15 protein-coding genes are annotated in these 18,972 nt (G+C 45.5%); 3 read left to right on the forward strand and 12 right to left on the reverse strand.

Annotation, left to right across the window (positions count from 1 at the left end; genetic code table 11):
• Positions 1–114: 114 nt before the first annotated feature.
• The 6 genes from BQ8014_RS11910 to BQ8014_RS11935 form a co-directional block, all read right to left on the reverse strand.
• Positions 115–552 (reverse strand): DUF695 domain-containing protein, encoded by a 438-nt coding sequence (locus BQ8014_RS11910; protein ID WP_080904534.1) that lies wholly within the window; start codon positions 550–552, stop codon positions 115–117.
• Positions 539–1,471: a bile acid:sodium symporter family protein gene (locus BQ8014_RS11915; RefSeq protein WP_369808795.1), complete on the reverse strand. Its 933-nt coding sequence runs from the start codon at positions 1,469–1,471 to the stop codon at positions 539–541. Before BQ8014_RS11915 ends, BQ8014_RS11910 begins: the two co-directional genes overlap by 14 nt.
• A 286-nt stretch (positions 1,472–1,757) precedes the next feature.
• A complete protein-coding gene (locus tag BQ8014_RS11920; RefSeq protein ID WP_080904535.1) occupies positions 1,758–3,743 on the reverse strand; it encodes a glucosamine-6-phosphate deaminase in 1,986 nt (661 codons plus the stop codon).
• Between the two features lie 131 nt (positions 3,744–3,874).
• Complete coding sequence (locus BQ8014_RS11925; protein ID WP_080904536.1) at positions 3,875–5,815, reverse strand: ABC-F family ATP-binding cassette domain-containing protein; 1,941 nt, start codon at positions 5,813–5,815, stop codon at positions 3,875–3,877.
• Between the two features lie 49 nt (positions 5,816–5,864).
• The gene (locus BQ8014_RS11930) at positions 5,865–6,842 is read right to left on the reverse strand and encodes a type I phosphomannose isomerase catalytic subunit (RefSeq protein ID WP_080905946.1); all 978 of its coding nucleotides are present in this window, start codon (positions 6,840–6,842) and stop codon (positions 5,865–5,867) included.
• 15 nt (positions 6,843–6,857) lie between these two features.
• Positions 6,858–8,864 carry an alpha amylase C-terminal domain-containing protein gene (locus BQ8014_RS11935; protein WP_080904537.1) on the reverse strand — a complete coding sequence of 669 codons (2,007 nt, stop codon included), beginning with the start codon at positions 8,862–8,864 and terminating at the stop codon, positions 6,858–6,860.
• A 233-nt stretch (positions 8,865–9,097) separates the two neighbouring features.
• On the opposite strand from BQ8014_RS11935, the gene BQ8014_RS11940 reads away from it, so the two are divergent.
• Positions 9,098–9,652 (forward strand): DUF3332 domain-containing protein, encoded by a 555-nt coding sequence (locus BQ8014_RS11940; protein ID WP_080904538.1) that lies wholly within the window; start codon positions 9,098–9,100, stop codon positions 9,650–9,652.
• A 48-nt stretch (positions 9,653–9,700) separates the two neighbouring features.
• On the opposite strand, the gene BQ8014_RS11945 is transcribed toward BQ8014_RS11940, so the two are convergent.
• Genes BQ8014_RS11945 through BQ8014_RS11965 form a run of 5 tightly spaced genes read right to left on the reverse strand, consistent with a single transcriptional unit; the run spans position 9,701 to position 15,677 of the window.
• Positions 9,701–10,297, reverse strand: coding sequence for an IMPACT family protein (locus tag BQ8014_RS11945; RefSeq protein WP_080904539.1), 597 nt, complete (start codon positions 10,295–10,297; stop codon positions 9,701–9,703).
• Positions 10,298–10,516, reverse strand: a complete 219-nt coding sequence (locus tag BQ8014_RS11950) for a hypothetical protein (RefSeq protein ID WP_080904540.1) — start codon at positions 10,514–10,516, stop codon at positions 10,298–10,300.
• Entirely contained in the window at positions 10,473–13,373 is a 2,901-nt protein-coding gene (gene uvrA, locus BQ8014_RS11955; protein WP_080904541.1) for an excinuclease ABC subunit UvrA, read from the reverse strand. The genes BQ8014_RS11950 and uvrA overlap by 44 nt, the downstream gene beginning before the upstream one ends.
• 20 nt (positions 13,374–13,393) lie before the next feature.
• Positions 13,394–14,365, reverse strand: coding sequence for a lytic transglycosylase domain-containing protein (locus tag BQ8014_RS11960; protein ID WP_080904542.1), 972 nt, complete (start codon positions 14,363–14,365; stop codon positions 13,394–13,396).
• Complete coding sequence (locus BQ8014_RS11965; protein WP_080904544.1) at positions 14,346–15,677, reverse strand: T9SS type B sorting domain-containing protein; 1,332 nt, start codon at positions 15,675–15,677, stop codon at positions 14,346–14,348. Before BQ8014_RS11965 ends, BQ8014_RS11960 begins: the two co-directional genes overlap by 20 nt.
• Before the next feature lie 126 nt (positions 15,678–15,803).
• On the opposite strand from BQ8014_RS11965, the gene BQ8014_RS11970 reads away from it, so the two are divergent.
• Together BQ8014_RS11970 and BQ8014_RS11975 are read left to right on the forward strand one after the other, a co-directional pair.
• Positions 15,804–17,600: an amino acid ABC transporter substrate-binding protein gene (locus BQ8014_RS11970; RefSeq protein WP_080904545.1), complete on the forward strand. Its 1,797-nt coding sequence runs from the start codon at positions 15,804–15,806 to the stop codon at positions 17,598–17,600.
• Positions 17,600–18,259, forward strand: coding sequence for a porin family protein (locus tag BQ8014_RS11975; RefSeq protein ID WP_080904547.1), 660 nt, complete (start codon positions 17,600–17,602; stop codon positions 18,257–18,259). Before BQ8014_RS11970 ends, BQ8014_RS11975 begins: the two co-directional genes overlap by 1 nt.
• Positions 18,260–18,263: 4 nt before the next feature.
• Here the strand turns inward: BQ8014_RS11975 and BQ8014_RS11980 are convergent, their stop codons facing one another.
• Positions 18,264–18,968 carry a porin family protein gene (locus BQ8014_RS11980; RefSeq protein ID WP_080904548.1) on the reverse strand — a complete coding sequence of 235 codons (705 nt, stop codon included), beginning with the start codon at positions 18,966–18,968 and terminating at the stop codon, positions 18,264–18,266.
• Between the last annotated feature and the right edge of the window lie 4 nt (positions 18,969–18,972).

Genomic DNA, 18,972 nt, shown 5'->3' on the forward strand with positions numbered 1-18,972 from the left:
TCAAAGGTATTAAATGCTTTAATCTATTTTCAAAATTGACGATAAAGATATATATTTTACCCCATAGTCGACCTATCGATACGGACGAAAGAAAAGAAAATTAGGCTTCGGAGGTCAGCCGACAGCCCATTGCTTGGCTTCATACATGTCCAGGTATTCCTCCCATCCGGGATCCAGTTCGGTATAGATCGTGATCGGAAGAAGTTCGAGGGAAGCCAATGCCTCGTTCAGGTATTCGCCGAAAACACGCACCGTGCGGGTATAAAAAACCCAAACCCGCTCGCCTCCGCCGGTATAAACGCCCGTAAGGATGGCCAGCTTGTCCTTTTCCATCGTTTTGCGCAACAACGCCTGCACGTTCTCCATTTCTGCAGCCACCGTTTCGGGAGGCATCCCCTTTTCATCGCCCTGGTATTTCCAGGAAATCTCCACCCGTTCCTTCATTTTGCCCGACAACCGGAACTCTTGTAACTGATCCCGGCCGCAGATAATCATCAATTGTCCGTTTTCGTCTTCCGACATGGAGGTAAACCATTCGTCACTTAGTCTCATATTCTACTATTTCTTGTTTGTTTTCCCTATGCTCTTTCAGCCATAGTTGGTAAGAATTAATGATATTTTGCCAGACGACATAAGCCGCCGGAGCGAGAGAGGCGACGGGATTCAGATAGGTCTGCGCCATCCAGATCGCCAGGATCGTATTTTTTTGCCCTAATCCCTGCCCCGAAGAAACGGGATCTTTATATCGTTTTCCGATGCTTCTGCCAATGATAAACTGGGCGGCACAGACAATAAGGGCGGTGACTGCCAGGCCGATTTCGCTTCTGTAGTTCGGATTTTCCTGATTCACCAGAAAACTCATTGTCTTACCCATCACTATGACCAAGGCGACCGCCCAAAGATAAAATCCCACTTGGGGGACTTCGGCTATCTTCCGGTGCAGACGCGGAGTATACCTGCGCATCCCCCATGCCATAAGCAACGGGAGGATCAGGAGCGGCACGACCTGTTTGCAGATAAAGAAAAAGGAAGCCCAGAAAGACAGGTCGCTATGCGTCCCCATAAAAGAGAAAAACAAGGGGGCGAAGAAGGCTACCACCATATTACAGAGAAGGATGTAAGTTGTCAGGAAAGCCACATTTCCTCCCAACATGCCCGTGATCACAGGTGCGGAGGTCGCCGTTGGCGCCAGCATGCAGATCATGGCTCCCTGCGCAATCAGGGGATCATACCCTTTAAGAAGGAAATAAGCGCCCAAACTTCCAATCAATTGTATGGATATCAAACCGATATGAGCCGGATGAATAAGAATCTGCCGTGGTGAAAGCTTACAGAAAGTCACCAGCAGCATAGTGAAAATCAGGTAAGGCGTCAAGAAGGAGATATATGAAATCAACGGATAGGCTGCCACTCCCAAAAACATGGCAATCAGGAGCATCCATTCTTTGATAAATCTCAAAATTTTATGCATCGATATTCTTTAAGAAGTACAAAGGAATGATTTATCCACGAATATTGCAATGATAACCGGAAAAAACTACCAAAAGAAAAAGGAAGCCATAGCGTCTGAAAAAAAGGGGCTGTCCAAAAAGTCGTGACTTATACGGAAAAAATCCAGTGCACTGAATTTTATAAATGAGTGCACTGGATTTTATAAATGAGTACACTGGATTAATTCATTGAGTGTACTGGATTTTCAGGGCGGCGCAGTGTTTTTTCAGACAGCCTCTTTCCTTATTATCGAACTCGCTTTATAATTACCGGATAGGCTTATATTGGACGAAGGCCTCGATCGCTTCATAGGAAGCCAAACCCAAGTTCTTGTATAATTCGGCGGTCGCCCGGTTACGGTCTTCGGCGCGCTGCCAGAAGAGACGTTCATCGTCACCCAGATAGGGAGCGCTTTCAGCCTGTGACTGGTGTTTGAGGATGGCGTTTCGCTTGTGGCGCAATTCTTCCGGACTGATAGGTACGGCCATTTCAATATGGTCCATTTCCCATTCGGCCCAAGCACCGCGGTACATCCAGATACGGCAATTCTTCAACCATTCTTCGTCTTTTATTTCATCGACTGCTGCGAGGATCGCATCCAGGCAAACTTTATGCGTTCCGTGCGGGTCGGCTAAATCGCCGGCGACAAAGATCTGATCCGGTTTGATTTCTTCGAGGAAATTTTTGATGATATCCTTGTCCGCATCCGTCAGTTCCCCTTTCTTCACCGCTCCGGTTTCATAGAAAGGCAGGTCGAGAAAATGGACATGATCGTCCTTTACGCCCGTATACCGGGCAGCCGCCCGCGCTTCTTCCCGGCGGATCGTTCCTTTCATGAAAAGGACGTCTCTTCTTTCCGGTTCTCCTTCCACTTTCTCATAGCGGAGAAAGTGGATGATCTTTTCAGCTTCCTCCTTCAAAGTAGAATCCTCCGGTGTATATTTGGAGCATACGTCCCGCAGATATTCGCAATAACGGATGACTTCTTCGTCTCCGACGGCAATGTTTCCCGAAACCTGGTAGGCGACATGTACGTCATGATCCTGCTCGCACAAGCGGCGGAAGGTGCCGCCCATTGAAATCACGTCGTCGTCCGGATGCGGGCTGAAGACGATTACCTTTTTGGGATAAGGGGTAGCGCGTTCGGGTCGGTTGGAATCATCGGCATTCGGTTTTCCGCCGGGCCAACCGGTTATCGTATGCTGGATATCATTGAAGATCTTTATATTTACATTATAAGCGGAGCCATACAAGGCCAGCAACTCGTCCAAACCGTGCGAACTATAATCCTTATTGGTCAGCTTCAAAATGGGCTTGCCTGTCAACTGGCAGAGCCATACGATCGCTCGACGGATCAGCTTATTCTCCCACTCGCAGTTGGAAACCAGCCACGGATGGCTGATACGCGTCAACTCATAGGCTGCGGAAAGATCGATGACGGTCTTCACATTCGGATGGTTTTGCAAATAAGTGGCCGGCACGTTGTCGCTGTCTTTTCCTTCCACCGTCTTCTGGATGATCTTTGATTTATTTTCTCCGAAAGCAAGGAGTACGATTTGCTTAGCCTTAAAAATGGTGGAAAGCCCCATTGTAATAACGCTGGTCGGGACATTCTCTATGGATTTGAATAAGCGGGCGGCCTCTTTCCGCGAATCACTGTCCAAAACGGTCAATCGGGTACGGCTGTTGACGCTCGATCCGGGGCCGTTAAAACCTAAATTGCCGGCATGCCCGATGCCCAGCAGCAAGTAGTCTATGCCTCCTACTTCATCGATCAGCTTTTCATATTGCTGGCAAAAGTCATAGATATTTTCCTTGTCTATAAATCCGTCCGGTGAATAGATATGGGCCGGATTAATATCGACATGATCCAGGAAGGCTTCCTTCAACTGGGATAAATTGCTATGGGCGGCAACCGATAAAGGGAAAAATTCATAGACTAAAAAGACGATTACATTCTGAAAACTCAATTGTTCTTCCTTGTGCAAATTGATCAGTTCATTGAAAACTCCCAAAGGGGAACGGCCGCCGGGAAAGGACAGGACAAAATTCTTACCTTCCCTTTGCTTTTCCCTGATCTTGGATGCGATTTCTTTGGCAACCGCGACTGAAGCTTCTTCTACGGATTCGTAAATATTGGTGGGAATCTTTTCATAACGTGTCAGGACTGAATGCTCATAGGCATTTCCCGGATGATAAAAGCGCTCCGGAATACGCGTAAGTGTAATTTGTGAACTTAGATTTTTTTTCATATCTGTGTTTATTAATATTTATTACAAAATAATCAGATAACATTATATGATACACAAAGGTAGCAATTAATCCATTATTTATCCCCTTCCCAATAGACAAACAAATCTTGTTTTTTTCTTTTTACCAACTATTAGGTAGTAAGGGAATCCAGTTCCAGTGTCAATTCCGTCCATTCATCCATTAACCGGGCCAAGTCTTTCTTCAAGGAATCATGTTTCTCATATAGAGAAGTATCCGAGGCCCCTTCCGGAGTCGTCATCTCCTGCTCTATTTTCTTAATTTCTGTTTCCAATCCGGAAATTTTGCTTTCTGCCATCGAAATATTCCGTTCGATTTTCTTCAACGCTTTATTCTGCTCTTTCCGGGCTTCATAGGAAAGCTTACTGGAGGGTGCGTCAGATGATTCCTCCTCAGCCGCCGGAAGATTAGATTCCTTATTCGTTCTTTCCAGTTCCTGCAGTGTGTCCAGTTTCTTCCGCTCCAGAAATTCATAGATCCCGCCAAGATGCTCCACAACACGCCGGTTACCGAACTCATATACTTTATTGACCAATCCGTCGAGGAACTCGCGGTCATGCGAAACAACAATCACTGTTCCGTCAAACTCCTTGATGGCATCCTTCAGGACATCTTTCGAACGCATATCCAGGTGATTCGTCGGTTCGTCAAGGATCAGCAGGTTGACCGGTTCCAGCAAGAGGCGGATCATTGCCAATCGGCTGCGTTCGCCGCCGGAAAGGACTTTTACCTTCTTATCCGAAGCCTCGCCTCCGAACATGAAAGCGCCGAGAATATCCCGTATCCTCGTCCGGATATCTCCTTGGGCCACCAGGTCGATGGTGTCGAATACGGTCAGGTTTTCATCCAACAATTGTGCCTGGTTTTGTGCAAAATAACCGATCTTCACGTTATGACCCAACTGAAGCTTACCTTGGTAGTCCACTTCATTCATGATACATTTTACCAACGTCGATTTTCCTTCTCCGTTTTTGCCTACGAAAGCCACCTTGTCTCCCCGGTTAATGGTGAATGTGGCGTTGGCAAAGATCAGATGGTCGCCATAATACTTCGTCAGGTTCTCCGCGATGACCGGATAAGATCCCGAACGGGGGGCCGGAGGAAACTTCAGCGAAAGCATGGCCGTATCGACGTCATCGATCTCGATGCGTTCGATTTTCTCCAATTGTTTGATCCGGGATTGTACCTGTACCGCCTTGGTCGCCTTATAGCGAAAACGCTCGATAAAGGCTTCCGTATCAGCCAACTTTTTCTGCTGGTTTTCATATGCCCGGAGCTGCTGCTCGCGGCGTTCTTTACGCAATTCCACATAGTGGGAATAGTTGGTCTTATAATCATAGATCTTGCCCAGTTCGATCTCGACGGTTCGTGTCGTGGTATTATCGATGAAAGCCCGGTCGTGGGATACCAGGACTACGGCGTTTGCCCTTGTCTGCAGGAAACTTTCCAGCCATTGGATGGATTCGATATCAAGATGATTGGTCGGTTCATCCAATAAAAGTACGTCCGGACGTCTCAGCAATAACTTGGCCAACTCGATACGCATCCGCCAACCTCCGCTGAATTCGGAAGTCTGCCGGTCAAAATCCTCCCGGTTGAAACCTAGTCCCAGCAGCGTACGTTCCAGATCAGCCTGGTAATTATTTCCTCCCAACATCTGGAAAAGTTCTGTTTGATGGGTAAGGCGGTCGATAATACCCTGATAGGCTTCCGACTCGTAGTCCGTCCGTTCGGAAAGTTGGATGTTCAGTCTTTCAATATCCTTATCCAATTGATGGATGGATTCAAACGCCTTCTCGGCTTCTTCGCGGACGGTGTTCGTATCCGTCAATACCATTTGTTGCGGCAAATAGCCGATGGTGATCTCTTTCGGAATGCTGACGGAACCTGAGGTAGGCGCCTGCAACCCGGCGAAGATCTTCAACATGGTCGACTTTCCCGCCCCGTTTTTCCCAACCAGCGCGATTCTGTCTTTCTTATTTACAACAAACGAAACATGATCGAAAAGGGTAAATCCTCCGAATTCAACCGTCAATCCTTCTACCGAAATCATAATTCTATTTCTCCGGGGCACGTAGCCGCCGGCTTATTCACTTCTTTTATTATACACTAATATAGGTTTCCAGTAACTTTGCCGAAGGGACGGGAGTTACTGATACCGTTTTTGTCTCTGCCGGAATAAGTACGGTCTGTCCCTGATGAACCGATACTTTTTGCCCGGCATTATCTTCAATCAGGGCTTTCCCTTCCATGCATATATAAATGACAAAGGAATCCAATGCTGAAAAGTCACTTACCACCGGCGCATCCAAATCCAGTAAATTAGTCGTGAAATACTTGCAACTGACCAAATCCACCGATTGGTTGCGAACCGGAGTGTAATGGGTCTGGTAATCGGAATGGAAGGTATAATCGATCGCATCCTTTGCCAGTCCGGTATGCAATTCACGGGTATTACCGTTTGCATCCTTCCGGTTATAATCATAGATGCGATAGGTAATATCGCTGGTCTGTTGTATCTCGGCAATAAAGCAACCCGAACCGATCGCATGTACCCGCCCGGCAGGTAGGAAAAAGACGTCTCCCGGTTTCACCAGATATTTTTTCAAGACATCCATAAGCGTATTGTCACCTACCCGGCGCACATATTCGTCCGCATCGATCTGTTGGGAAAATCCGGAATATAAGGCGGCTCCGGGAGCCGTTTTAATGACGTACCACATTTCAGTCTTACCGAAAGAGTGATGCCGTTTCTCCGCCAATTCGTCATTAGGATGAACTTGTATCGAAAGATTGTCCCTTGCGTCGATAAACTTTATCAAAAGGGGAAACCGGTGTCCGAAACGCTTCTGCACCTTCGATCCGACCAATTGGGGGCCGTAGGAATCAATGAGTTCTTCCAGGGTTTTATCCTCCAAAGGACCGTTGGCTACAACCGAATAATGTCCTTCCACATGTGAAACTTCCCAACTCTCGCCTATCCCGGTCCGTTCCGGAGTAATTCCTTTAAACGGACAAATATCCGATCCTCCCCAGATAACCTCTTTCAGGATCGGTTTAAATGTCAATGGATATAATATCATTCGTCTACTCTTTTATTTTTTCCGTAGTACCATCGCCGTCCGCGCCGGAAGGTACAACTTTAACCATTCTTTTTCTGCTTTTTTATAAAGTGGATCGGGTTGTGTAAAATGATGCACGGTATCATCCGAGATGCCGAAGCCTCCGAAACGCACGGCGTCCGTATTCAACACGACCTCATATTCTCCCGGAGTTGCCAATACGCCATAATCGGTAAAAGAATGGGTCGGATTAAAATTGAAGATAAAAAACAAGTCCTTGCGCGAATAGGCAAGAACCTGATCGCCATCGCTGTCCCAAACCTTAGTTAAAGGAAGCTCCTGGAAATCTTTTACTTCATGAATCAAAGCCAGCATTGCCTTGTCGAAATCCCCGAGATATTGGTATTTCAAATCCGGATTGTCCACCAGATCCCATTGGCGGCGGGCATACTTATAAGACCATCCGTTTCCTTCTCGCGGAAAATCGATCCATTCGGGATGTCCGAACTCATTACCCATGAAATTCAGATAACCTCCGTTGATGGTGGTCGCCGTCACCAGACGGATCATTTTATGTAATGCGACTCCTCTTTCGACTACCAAGTTGTGATCATCTTTCCGCATATGCCAATACATGGCCGAATCAATCAACCTGAAAATAATTGTTTTATCGCCTACCAACGCCTGGTCATGGCTTTCCGCATAGCTGATCGTCTTTTCATCGCTCCGGCGGTTGGTTGTCTCCCACCAGATGGCGGACGGATGCCAATCCTCATCTTTTTTCTCTTTCAACAATTTAATCCAGAAGTCCGGGATATTCATCGCCATACGGTAATTGAAGCCATAACCTCCCTCGTCGAACGGCACCGCCAATCCGGGCATTCCGCTCACCTCTTCGGCGATTGTAATCGCATTCGGATTCACCTCATGTACCAATTTGTTGGCCAAAGTAAGATAGGTAATAGCATCTCCGTCCTGGTGGCCGTTATAGTAATCGGCATAATGGCTAAAGGCTTCTCCCAGCCCATGGCTATAGTAAAGCATGGAGGTTACCCCGTCAAAACGGAATCCGTCGAATTTATATTCTTCCAGCCAGAATTTGCAATTAGAAAGAAGGAAATGGATTACTTCATTTTTCCCATAATCAAAGCAGAGCGAATCCCAGGCCAAATGCTCCCGGCGGCTACCGGCATGAAAGTATTGGTATTCCGTGCCGTCGAACCGGCCGAGCCCCTCCACTTCGTTTTTAACGGCATGACTGTGGACAATATCCATAATCACCGCTAAACCCAGCGTATGTGCATCATCGATCAAATGCTTCAGATCGTCCGGTGTTCCGAATCGGGAAGAAGCTGCGAAAAAACTGCTTACATGATAACCGAAAGAAGCGTAATAAGGATGTTCCTGAATGGCCATCACCTGAATGGCATTATAGCCTTCCTGTGCGATGCGTGGAAGAACGTTCGTACGGAATTCATTGTATGTACCGATTCTTTCTTCCGATGTTGCCATACCGATATGGCATTCGTAAATCAGCAACGGGTCGGTTTTCGGTTTGAACCGCTCTATTTTAAAAGTGTAAGATTTTTTAGGATTCCATATCTGGGCGGAAAATATTTTGGTTTGTTCATCTTGTACAACTCGCCTGCACCATGCAGGGATACGCTCCCCGGCGCCCCCGTTCCATTCCACCCAAAGTTTATATAAGTCTTCGTGCTTCAAGGCTTTGTCGGGAAGTATGATTTCCCAGGCACCTCCATATAATCGGGTAAACTTAAACTCTTCTTTCTTTTGCCATCCGTTAAAGGTTCCAATCAGATATAGGGCAGTTGCATTCGGAGCCCATTCCCGAAGCACCCAACAGTCGCCCACACGATGAAGTCCAAAATACAAATATCCTGAAGCGAATTCGGATAAAGTCATGCTACCTTCCTTCGTCAAGTGGGCCTCTTTTTCAAGAACTTGTTGATACCTCCCTTCAATTGCAATCTGGTAAGGTGTCAGCCACGGATCGTTTTTTATCAAACTGAGTGGTTTCATTGTCTATATTTGAGTTTATACTTCAGCAAAGATAAAACTTTCACTCATATCAACAGTGAAGTATTCCATAAAAAAGAGTAAAGCCTCTTCTCTGTCTTTTTATATTTCATGAATTAAAGTATAAACATTTTCTTTTTTTGAATCATCTTAAGTAAGATTTACGCTCTGGAGATATAATTTAAAAAAAATAATCTATCTTCGTAGCAATAAATAACCAAATAAAAAATGTACTAATGGAAAAGAAAGGTGTAAAAATGTTAGTATCAGGAGCATTAGTCGCTTCCATACTGTTTTCTTCTTGTATTGGCTCATTCAATCTGTCCAATAAGTTACTGGACTGGAACAAATCTATTGATAGCAAATTTGTAAACGAACTGGTTTTCCTTGCCTTTTGTATTGTTCCCGTATATGGCATCTCCTTGTTGGCAGACGCTCTTGTCCTTAATAGTATTGAGTTCTGGACAGGAGAAAATCCTGTAGCAGACGTCGGCTCGATCAAAACGGTAAACGGCAAGGATGGCGTTTATACGGTTGAAACAAAGAAAGATGGATATCATATCCAAAAGAAAGGCGAAAAGAACGGAATGGATCTTGTTTTTGACCAAGCTGACAAAAGTTGGAGCGTAGAAGCAAACGGACAATCCAGCAAATTGATGAAATTTAAAGACGGAGATGACGTTGTAATGTATCTTCCCGACGGAAAAGAAATGAACGTAGAATTAAACAAAACAGGCGTATTGGCATTCAGACAAGTAGTAGAAAACCAAACCTATTACGCTGCCCGCTAATCTCATAGATGATAAAAACGAAGGGCATTCCGGTCGGGATGCCCTTTTCTATTTCAAACGGACAGTCTCTACTTTAAGAAGGCGGGAAAGCAACTGTTCCATCGCTCCCTCGCGTATGCGCAACGTCATTTCACAATTCAAATCGAAGCGTTGAGAAACAATCTGCGGATTATCTTCTTTAATAATCCGCATGACGCCATTCAGGTAAATATAGTCAAATATGATTGTAATCTCTGTATCTACCGTTCGTTGTACGATCTCTGCCGCAGCGATCGCTTCTGCCGCGGCAGTCCGGTAAGCAACGATCAACCCGCTTGTACCTAATTCTATCCCTCCGAAATAGCGGATAACCAGGATCAGGATATCGGTCAATCCGTTGGAATTGATCTGTCCGAGAATCGGTTTTCCTGCGGTAGACGAAGGTTCCCCGTCATCATTCGCCCGGAAATCGGTATGGTTAGGTCCAAGCATATAAGCCCAACAAATATGCCGGGCATCATAATATTGCTTTCTATATTGATCGAGCCGTTCCTTTACTTCCTCAACACTCCGGACGGGAAATGCATACGAAATAAAACGGCTTCGTTTTTCCGTATAATAACCCCGTGACGGCGCCTTAATCGTAAAATAACTGTCTTCCGCCACTTAATCAGGTATATGTGTTTCCTTTTCCTCCCGGAAACTTCGGAAGTCCTTCATAATCTCTCCGATCTCTTCAATAAAGTAAGGATCCTTCACTCTCTCTTTGACTGTTTCATAATAGGCTTCAATGGCAGCCAATGCACAAACATCCTGTCCGCGAAGCAGAAAATAAGGTTCCTCATTTTCTGTGCACTGCTTGATCATTTGAATTGGATTTTTCATAAAAACTGTTTTTATTATTTAGTTCATCTTTTAAAAAAGGAGCGGTAAAACTTTTCACATTCTTCTTTTTCACCAATTCCTCCGGAGTTCCCGAGAAAAGAATTTCTCCCCCTCTTCGTCCGCCTTCCGGTCCCATATCAATCAAATAATCCGCGGATTTGATGATATCCAGATTATGTTCAATAATAATTACCGTGTTCCCCTTGTCTATCAATTTATTCAATACATTTAATAAAACACGAATGTCTTCAAAATGCAAACCGGTCGTCGGTTCATCCAACAAATAAACTGTCTGCCCCGTATCTCGCTTTGCCAATTCCGTCGCCAACTTCACGCGTTGGCTCTCGCCTCCGGAAAGGGTTGTCGAAGGCTGTCCCAGTTTAATATATCCCAATCCGACCTCTTGCAGCACTTTTATTTTCTGCAAAATGGAAGGGATATTTTCAAAAAACTCGACCGCCATATTAATTGTCATATCCAACACATCGGCAATTGATTTTCCCCGGAATCGAACTTCCAAAGTCTCACGGTTATACCGCTTTCCATGGCATTCATCACATGGAATCAAGACATCGGGTAAAAAGTTCATCTCAATCGTCTTATATCCGTTTCCCTTACAAACTTCACAACGTCCTCCCGCCACATTGAAAGAAAATCTTCCGGGTTTATATCCTCTCATTTTCGATTCAGGCAACTCCACAAACAAATTCCGAATATCGGAAAACACTCCGGTATACGTTGCGGGATTGCTACGGGGCGATCTTCCGATTGGCGACTGATCTACATTAACTACTTTATCGACAAACTCAAGGCCTTCAAGCGACTCATAGGGTAAAGGCGATTCCAGCGATTTATAAAAATACTGGCTCAAAATCGGTTGTAATGTAGCATTAATCAGAGATGATTTTCCACTACCGGAAACTCCGGTTACACAGATCATCGTTCCCAAAGGGAAAGAAGCCGTCACCTTCTTCAGGTTATTTCCCGAAGCGCCCTTCAGTACCAAACGGTTTCCATTTCCTTTCCGGCGGACTTCCGGTACGGGTATTTCCTTCTTACCGTTTAAATAATCGGCAGTCAGTGTACCGGCGTGAAGCATTTCCTCCGGCACACCGGCAAAAACGACCTCGCCTCCCAAACGGCCCGCCCTCGGACCCATATCAACCACATAATCTGCCTGAAGCATCATATCCTTGTCATGCTCCACGACAACCACCGTATTACCGGCATCGCGCAGGTCTTTTAAAGAATGAATCAAGCGCATATTGTCCCTTTGGTGTAAACCGATACTCGGTTCGTCCAAAATATAAAGGACATTGACCAACTGGCTACCTATCTGGGTGGCCAAACGGATCCGCTGGCTTTCACCGCCCGAAAGAGTCGCCGATGGACGGTTCAGGGAAAGATAATCCAAACCGACATCCAGAAGGAATTTCAACCGTGAGCGTATTTCTTTCAATATCTCCACGGCGATCTTCCGTTGGTTTTGGGAAAGTCTATCTTCCACCTGGTTTACCCATTCACTCAGTTGGACAAGATCCATCTCGGCAAGTTCCGCTATGTTTTTTCCATCGATACGATAATGCAAAGCCTCCTTGTTCAAGCGCTGCCCCTTACATTCCGGACAAACCGTCGTACGGATGAATTGTCCGGCCCATTTCTGGGCGGATGCGGAGACATCTCCCTCCTGCTGCATTAAAATATATTTTGTAACGCCTTCATAGGAAAAGAGATAATTGGAATAACCTAAAGATTCGTTAGAGATTTGCAGCCGTTCGTCCGTCCCGTTCATTATCTCGTCCATCGCCTCTTCGGGAATGTCTTTGATAGGAGTTTTAATCGTCACGCCATGTTTTTTGCACAAGGCCTCGATCTGCCAGAAGATTAGAGATTGTTTATACTTTCCCAGAGCCACGATCCCGCCTGCATAAATACTCAAATTCGGATTCGGGACGATCTTTTCCATATCCAGCAAATTCACCGTACCTAATCCCTTGCATTTCGGGCAGGCTCCCTGAGGGGAATTAAATGAGAAATTATGGGGGGCCGGTTCGCTATAGGAAAGGCCCGTTGTCGGACACATCAGCCGGCGACTGTAAAAACGGGTCTGATCGGTATCCGCATCCAGAATCAAGATCAATCCGTCTCCTTGTTTCATCCCTACTTTCAGGCTTTCCTTCAAGCGGCGTTCATCTCCGGAAGAAACGACCATCTTATCAATAACAACTTCGATGCTATGCATCTTGTAACGGTCCAATTTCATTCCGTGAACGATTTCACGCAGTTCACCATCGACACGTACCGTCAAATAGCCCTTTTTCCGGATTTGTTCAAACAGTTCCTTATAATGGCCTTTCCGGTTCCGTACCAAAGGAGCCAGTAAATAAACTTTCCGCCCCCGGTATTCGGTTAAAATCAGGTGAAGAACCTGATCTTCCGTATATTTAACCATCTTCTCACCGCTCAGATAAGAATAAGCCTCCCCCGCCCGGGCATATAATAAACGGAAAAAATCATAAACCTCCGTTGTCGTACCGACGGTGGAACGCGGATTCTTATTCGTCGTTTTCTGCTCGATGGAAATAACCGGACTCAAACCGGTGATCTTATCTACGTCCGGACGTTCGATATTTCCCAGGAAATTCCGGGCGTAAGCTGAAAAGGTTTCGATATAACGGCGCTGGCCTTCTGCAAAGATCGTATCAAAAGCGAGAGAAGATTTGCCGCTACCACTCAAACCGGTAATGACGGTTAATTTATTCCGTGGTATATCTACGTCTATATTCTTTAAATTATGTACACGGGCGCCCAATACTTCGATCTGCCCGCTTTCAATCTCTTGTTTGTCCTCAGACATAAAACCTGTTCTTAATATCTTTAATCAACCACCCATCGTTTGTCATGAACATAATGGTTGGGTTTATTATAAAAAAGTTCTTCCGCTTTCGGAATTTGTATGCTGAAAGTCTTTCCCTTCGTTTCCAGACTACGGTCTGTCAGCCAAGTATTCAGACGCTTCAAGTCAGCAAAGGTAATTTCTTTTTCCTTTGCAAAGGCAGCCAGATCCGGAATATCGGAAGAAACAACGACTTCTTCCGTCTCTATGGGCTTATATAAATCCTCGGCATGCAAGACAAATCCGTATTTATAGGGATGTTCGAATATTTGCTTCAGCGCAACGATACGAAAAACATAGCGTGTCGTCTCTTCAACCAACCAAAGATCCATCGAGTCATCCACATATTGCTTGGAGAGTTCTCCCGAAATCCGTCCCATTCCGGCATTATAAGAAGCGGCTACCGTAGTCCAGTTCTTGTACCGCTTGTATCCGTCCAGCAGATATTCGCAGGCCGCCTGGGTCGATTTTTCCACATGACGCCGTTCGTCGACGGTCTCCGTGACGGTCAGGCCATATTGCTTGGCGGTTCCTTCGAGCAGTTGCCATATTCCCGCCGCCCGCGAAGGAGAAGTCGCCCGCGTATCCAGGCTGCTCTCGATAACAGCCATATATTTGAAATCCTCGGGAATCCCGTTCTTCTTCAGGATAGGTTCTATAATCGGGAAATAGCGGTTGGCCCGCTTGATCAAGAGCATAGTGCTCGAGTGAAAATAGGTCAGGCTACTTAATTCCCGGTCAAATCCTTCACGCATGTTATAGCGTTTCAAATCGAGATTCTCACCGCAGAAACGGATATGTTTGGGTATTTCGGGTGAAACCGTAAAAGCGGAGACAACTGGTTGTTCCTCATTGGCCTTATCCGCATCATTGAATCCTATGCAAAAACAAGCGGTAAGACAAAGTCCTCCTCCCAGGAGGAAACTGATCAGATTATTCCTGAATACTTTCATCTTGAATTGTTTTTGAACGCAGGATATTGATATCCCCGCTCTTCTTATATTTATAACCGTCCGAGCCTTCCGCTTCTATCACATAGAAATAGACTCCCGGGCTAACATATTTGTTCTTATATTTTCCGTCCCATCCCAATGCCGGATCGGTCCAATAAAAAAGCTGGACGCCCCAGCGGTTGAAAATCCAACCTTTGAATTTCACAATCGACTTATAAGCGACTTTAAACTCGTCATTGATGCCTGGGGAAGCGCCGGGGGAAAATGCGTTCGGAACCTGCAGATCCGATTCTTTAATCCGTATCTCGATTGAAGTCGAGTTATCCGTACAACTCCCCGTTTGGTCCGTCACCTCCAAAGTCGCCGTGTAATATCCGTATTGCCTGAAGGTATAGTCCACTTGCGGTTCATTAAACTGAATCACCGGAAAATCCGGTCCTTGTTCATTATTATAAATTTTCCAGATATACATTCCTCCGGAAGTCATATTAGAATATGCATTGAATGAGATGGTGGCCGGTGCGGACAATCCATCTTGGGTCAAGTCCAACTGGTTGTCCGATTGGGGAGAAACAATCGTCGTATCCACATGCACAACCACCTGCCGAGCCGTATATAAATCGGTAGAAATGGATTTTTCCCTTTTGAAATGGCGGGCAAACAAATCGCCGGTCAAATGAATCTGCGTATCGGTTAACAGGGAATCGAGCGCTACATCAAAAGGATCTTCTACTGTCCGGACAACCGTTTCTGGTATAAAGCCTTTGCTCTCGTCCGACCAGCGCAGCGTCTTATAACTGATTTCATATTGGCGGGGCAAAGGAACGATTGAACCGGACGGCGTCCTGTAGCTGAGCGCCGGGGCCGTCATCTCCCCTGTCAGAAGAACGGCGGAACAGGGATCCGATTGCTCTGAAACCCGCAAACTCTTAATATCGAATGCGTATTTATTGTAGTCAATAACCCAAACGAAATTCGTCATGATGTCCGATTCCTGTACATAGTATCCCCAACCTTCTTCTATATTCGTAACTGTCGAAGTATTCCCGTTTTGTTGGCTGGCCACCGGTTCGCCTTCCAGCGCTTTTGTCCGGTAACGATACCATTTATGAGGGATAGAAGAAGAAGTATAGCTGATCTGTATATCGTCGCCTCCGTTTACCAGATAGACTTTTATTTTATGGGCTGAGTTGTCGGCTGCCAGATATGGAACGCCGTTTCCTCCTGTGACTGTATACTGTGCCTGCATAGCCAGTATGGAGAATAACCATAAACAGAGTATCCCTCCGATCCTGTACTTTTTATTTCTCATTTTCCTCCTCATTCGTTTCCAAAAATACGACAATATCTGCCAATCGCCAAAAATTAAGGATTCTTCCCTGTTTCCGGTATAGACAAATTCTGCTATCTTTGTCCTATATTATATTTGATTAAGCATATGAATCTTTTACGTATCAACATACTTTCTTTTCTATTGTGTACATTGGCCTTTTCAGGCTATGCGCAGCAACAGATGAAGAACAGTTTCTCAACTATAAACGAAACAGGGGATCAGATATTTTATCACACGGTCGAACGTGGACAAACGGTTTACTCGATTGCCACGATGTATGGGGTAAGCACAGAAGATATTTACCGCCTCAACCCCGAAAGCCGCCAATCGATAAAAGCCGGTTCCATACTGAAGGTCCCGCAACGGGATGCCTCTTCCCATCCCCAGGCGGCAAGTGAAGGTTATACATATCATACCATACAGCCTCAAGAAACCCTCTACCGCCTTTCGATAGAATATAACGTACCGGCGACGGAAATCATCAAGGAAAATCCGGGTTTGTCTGCCGAAACGTTTACGATCGGAAAGACAATCCGTATCCCGGCTATTCAATTAAAGACATTACCTACTACCGAAAAGAAAAAAGTGGACAAAGAATTGGAATATACCGTCCAGGCCAAAGAAACGTTATATCGCATCTGCCGCAAATTCAACATCTCCAGCAATGAATTGATCAAACATAATCCAGCCTTAAAGCAAGGACTCAAGAAGGGAATGGTGCTGAAGATACCGGTAGAAACCGAACAAATAGTGACAACGACTACCGAAAGGCCGACGGAGCATGAGGTAAACGCCTTACTGAATGTAAAAAAAGAGAGTAAACAGTTAAACATCATTAAAGTCGCTTTTCTCTTGCCGTTCATGACGGAGGAAGAAGTACCCTCTTCCACCACCGCCCGTTTTATTGAATATTACGAAGGTTTCCTTATGGCGCTCGACAGCCTGCGCAATATTGGATGCTCCGTCGATTTATCCGTTTTCGATGCAGGAAAAGGCACGAAAAAAATACAGGAGATACTGAAGGAGCCTGCACTCGGAAATGCAGATTTAATCATTGGCGCCGTGCAGGATAACCAGATTAACATGATAGCCAAGTTTGCCGAAGAACATCAGATAAAATATGTAATTCCTTTTACCTCCAAAAATGACGATGTACTGACCAATCCTTATATTTTCCAGGTCAATACTCCCCATTCCTACCTTTACGCCAATGCGGCGGAAGCGGCATGCAAGCTATTTGCCGATGACAATGTCATATTTCTCAAGACGAATCATAAAGAGCAGAAAACGGAATTCATCAAAACGCTTAAATTGGAAATGGGACAGAAAAAGATCCGGATGAAAGAGCTGGTCTACCATGAACAGGGATTCATTGCCGATCTGGAGAAACTGATCGATCCGAATCGATCCAACATCCTGATCCCGACTTCCGGAGATATGGATATCCTATTGAAAATCAAAACACCCCTGCGAATGTATGCCGAGTCGAAGCCGCAATATATGCTGACATTATTCGGTTATCCGGAATGGCAAACCTATACAAGGGAATGCCTGGAAGATTTTTTTGCTTTGAATACTTATATATACAGCAACTTCTATGCCGATCAGCTCTCCCCCGGAGTACAACGATTTAATGCCCGGTTCAAAAGTTCGTTCAGTAAAGTGCCGATCAATACATTCCCCAAATACGGAATGTTGGGCTACGATACAGGCTTATATTTCCTCGGCGCCATCCATAAATACGGTTCCAATTTTGAAAACAGCCTGAGTAAAATCCGGTACAAGAGCATCCAGACCAGTTTCTCTTTCGAGCGGGTAAATAACTGGGGAGGCTTCATCAACACACAGATCTTTATTATACATTACAAACCGGACTTTACGATCAATAGAATTGAACAGTAATGAAAAAGATAATCTTTCTGATAGTTTCCTTTCTCTGGGTTCCGGCTGTTATCCATGCACAGCAAGATACATTTCGACCCGAATTAGCGATCGGCCCGTCGTTCGGCGTGAATTACACCACCGTCCTCTTCATGCCGAAAGTGGATACCAAAATGAAACAGGGATTTACGGGTGGGGTGACCTTTCGGCTCAAGACAGAAAAGAACCTCGGCCTTCAGGCAGAGATCAACTACTCCCAGGAAGGATGGGAAGAGACATTCGACGATCCGAGGTATTCTTTTAGCCGGACCCTTTCCTATATAGAGGTCCCCTTTATGACCCATATCCACTTCGGAGGGAAACGCTCCCGGTTCTTTATCAATCTCGGGCCTATGGTGGGATTTTATTGGGGCGGGAATAGTAAGTCGCAACTGGAAGGTTATGAAACCAATCGCCCGACGGAGCAACATTCGATGGATGTGCAAAATAAAATCCAATGGGGATTAGGCGGCGGACCGGGTTACGAACTGCATACCGGTATCGGGAGTTTTATATTGGAAGTCCGCTATTATTATTTATTGGGAGATATTTACAAGACAAGGAAAGAGGACGTTTTCTCCCAGGCTTCCGGGCAGGTTTTTTCCGCCAAAATTGCTTATCTTATTCCCTTCCTAAAATAAGGATTTAGAAAATAAAACCGAAAGAAACATTGATTGCATTCATGCGCTTTTTCAATGTCAGCCTTGCCTCCGGGGCGGAAGAAGCCAAATTAACAAAAGAGGAACGAAGCTCCCTTAAACCGAATTCATAGTTGGCGTCGAAAAAGATCCGTCCGATGCTGACGCTAACGCCGGCCAGTGCCGCTACGTTGTACTTCGTCTCGCCATCCATGTAATCGTAAAGCACATTCTCCCCTTCGTATTTTATCCGGTAGTTATAGCGAACTTTAGCTCCCATCATCATACTCAAGGCATAAGGAGTTTCCTTCACCAAATTATAGCCGATAAAGACCGGCACTTCCAACGCGCAAATACTGAAATTATAACGGCTGGCATCAGCGGAGGCAGCCATCTTTGCCGGTAATTCGGAATCGGGCAATACAAAACTCATAGCTCCCTTCGAATAGCTCCATATGACGGATGGCTGAAGGAAGATGCGATTCACATTAACACGCCCGAATATTTCGATGGCGTAACCTACCTCATAATGGAACTGGACATCTTCAATTTCACTCCCATCCTCCATTGTAAAGGTAGTAACGACCGGAAGAGCGGATGTTCCACTCGCTTTCATGCCGAAGTTGAAAGCCTTCTCCCTGGTTTGCATAAGCCGCTGCGCCTGCATGGACAAGCCTAATAAGAGAAAGAGGAATAGCAGTTGTTTTTTCATCGGC

It is taken from the genome of Parabacteroides sp. Marseille-P3160, assembly GCF_900162725.1.
Classification (GTDB): Bacteria; Bacteroidota; Bacteroidia; order Bacteroidales; family Tannerellaceae; genus Marseille-P3160.

Excerpts from the sequence above, each read along its gene's own strand:
- BQ8014_RS11910 (WP_080904534.1), bottom strand. The coding sequence starts at position 552 with ATGAGACTAAGTGACGAATGGTTTACCTCCATGTCGGAAGACGAAAAC.
- BQ8014_RS11915 (WP_369808795.1), bottom strand. The coding sequence starts at position 1,471 with ATGCATAAAATTTTGAGATTTATCAAAGAATGGATGCTCCTGATTGCC.
- BQ8014_RS11920 (WP_080904535.1), bottom strand. The coding sequence starts at position 3,743 with ATGAAAAAAAATCTAAGTTCACAAATTACACTTACGCGTATTCCGGAG.
- BQ8014_RS11925 (WP_080904536.1), bottom strand. The coding sequence starts at position 5,815 with ATGATTTCGGTAGAAGGATTGACGGTTGAATTCGGAGGATTTACCCTT.
- BQ8014_RS11935 (WP_080904537.1), bottom strand. The coding sequence starts at position 8,864 with ATGAAACCACTCAGTTTGATAAAAAACGATCCGTGGCTGACACCTTAC.
- BQ8014_RS11940 (WP_080904538.1), top strand. The coding sequence starts at position 9,098 with ATGGAAAAGAAAGGTGTAAAAATGTTAGTATCAGGAGCATTAGTCGCT.
- BQ8014_RS11950 (WP_080904540.1), bottom strand. The coding sequence starts at position 10,516 with ATGAAAAATCCAATTCAAATGATCAAGCAGTGCACAGAAAATGAGGAA.
- uvrA (WP_080904541.1), bottom strand. The coding sequence starts at position 13,373 with ATGTCTGAGGACAAACAAGAGATTGAAAGCGGGCAGATCGAAGTATTG.
- BQ8014_RS11960 (WP_080904542.1), bottom strand. The coding sequence starts at position 14,365 with ATGAAAGTATTCAGGAATAATCTGATCAGTTTCCTCCTGGGAGGAGGA.
- BQ8014_RS11965 (WP_080904544.1), bottom strand. The coding sequence starts at position 15,677 with ATGAGAAATAAAAAGTACAGGATCGGAGGGATACTCTGTTTATGGTTA.
- BQ8014_RS11970 (WP_080904545.1), top strand. The coding sequence starts at position 15,804 with ATGAATCTTTTACGTATCAACATACTTTCTTTTCTATTGTGTACATTG.
- BQ8014_RS11975 (WP_080904547.1), top strand. The coding sequence starts at position 17,600 with ATGAAAAAGATAATCTTTCTGATAGTTTCCTTTCTCTGGGTTCCGGCT.
- BQ8014_RS11980 (WP_080904548.1), bottom strand. The coding sequence starts at position 18,968 with ATGAAAAAACAACTGCTATTCCTCTTTCTCTTATTAGGCTTGTCCATG.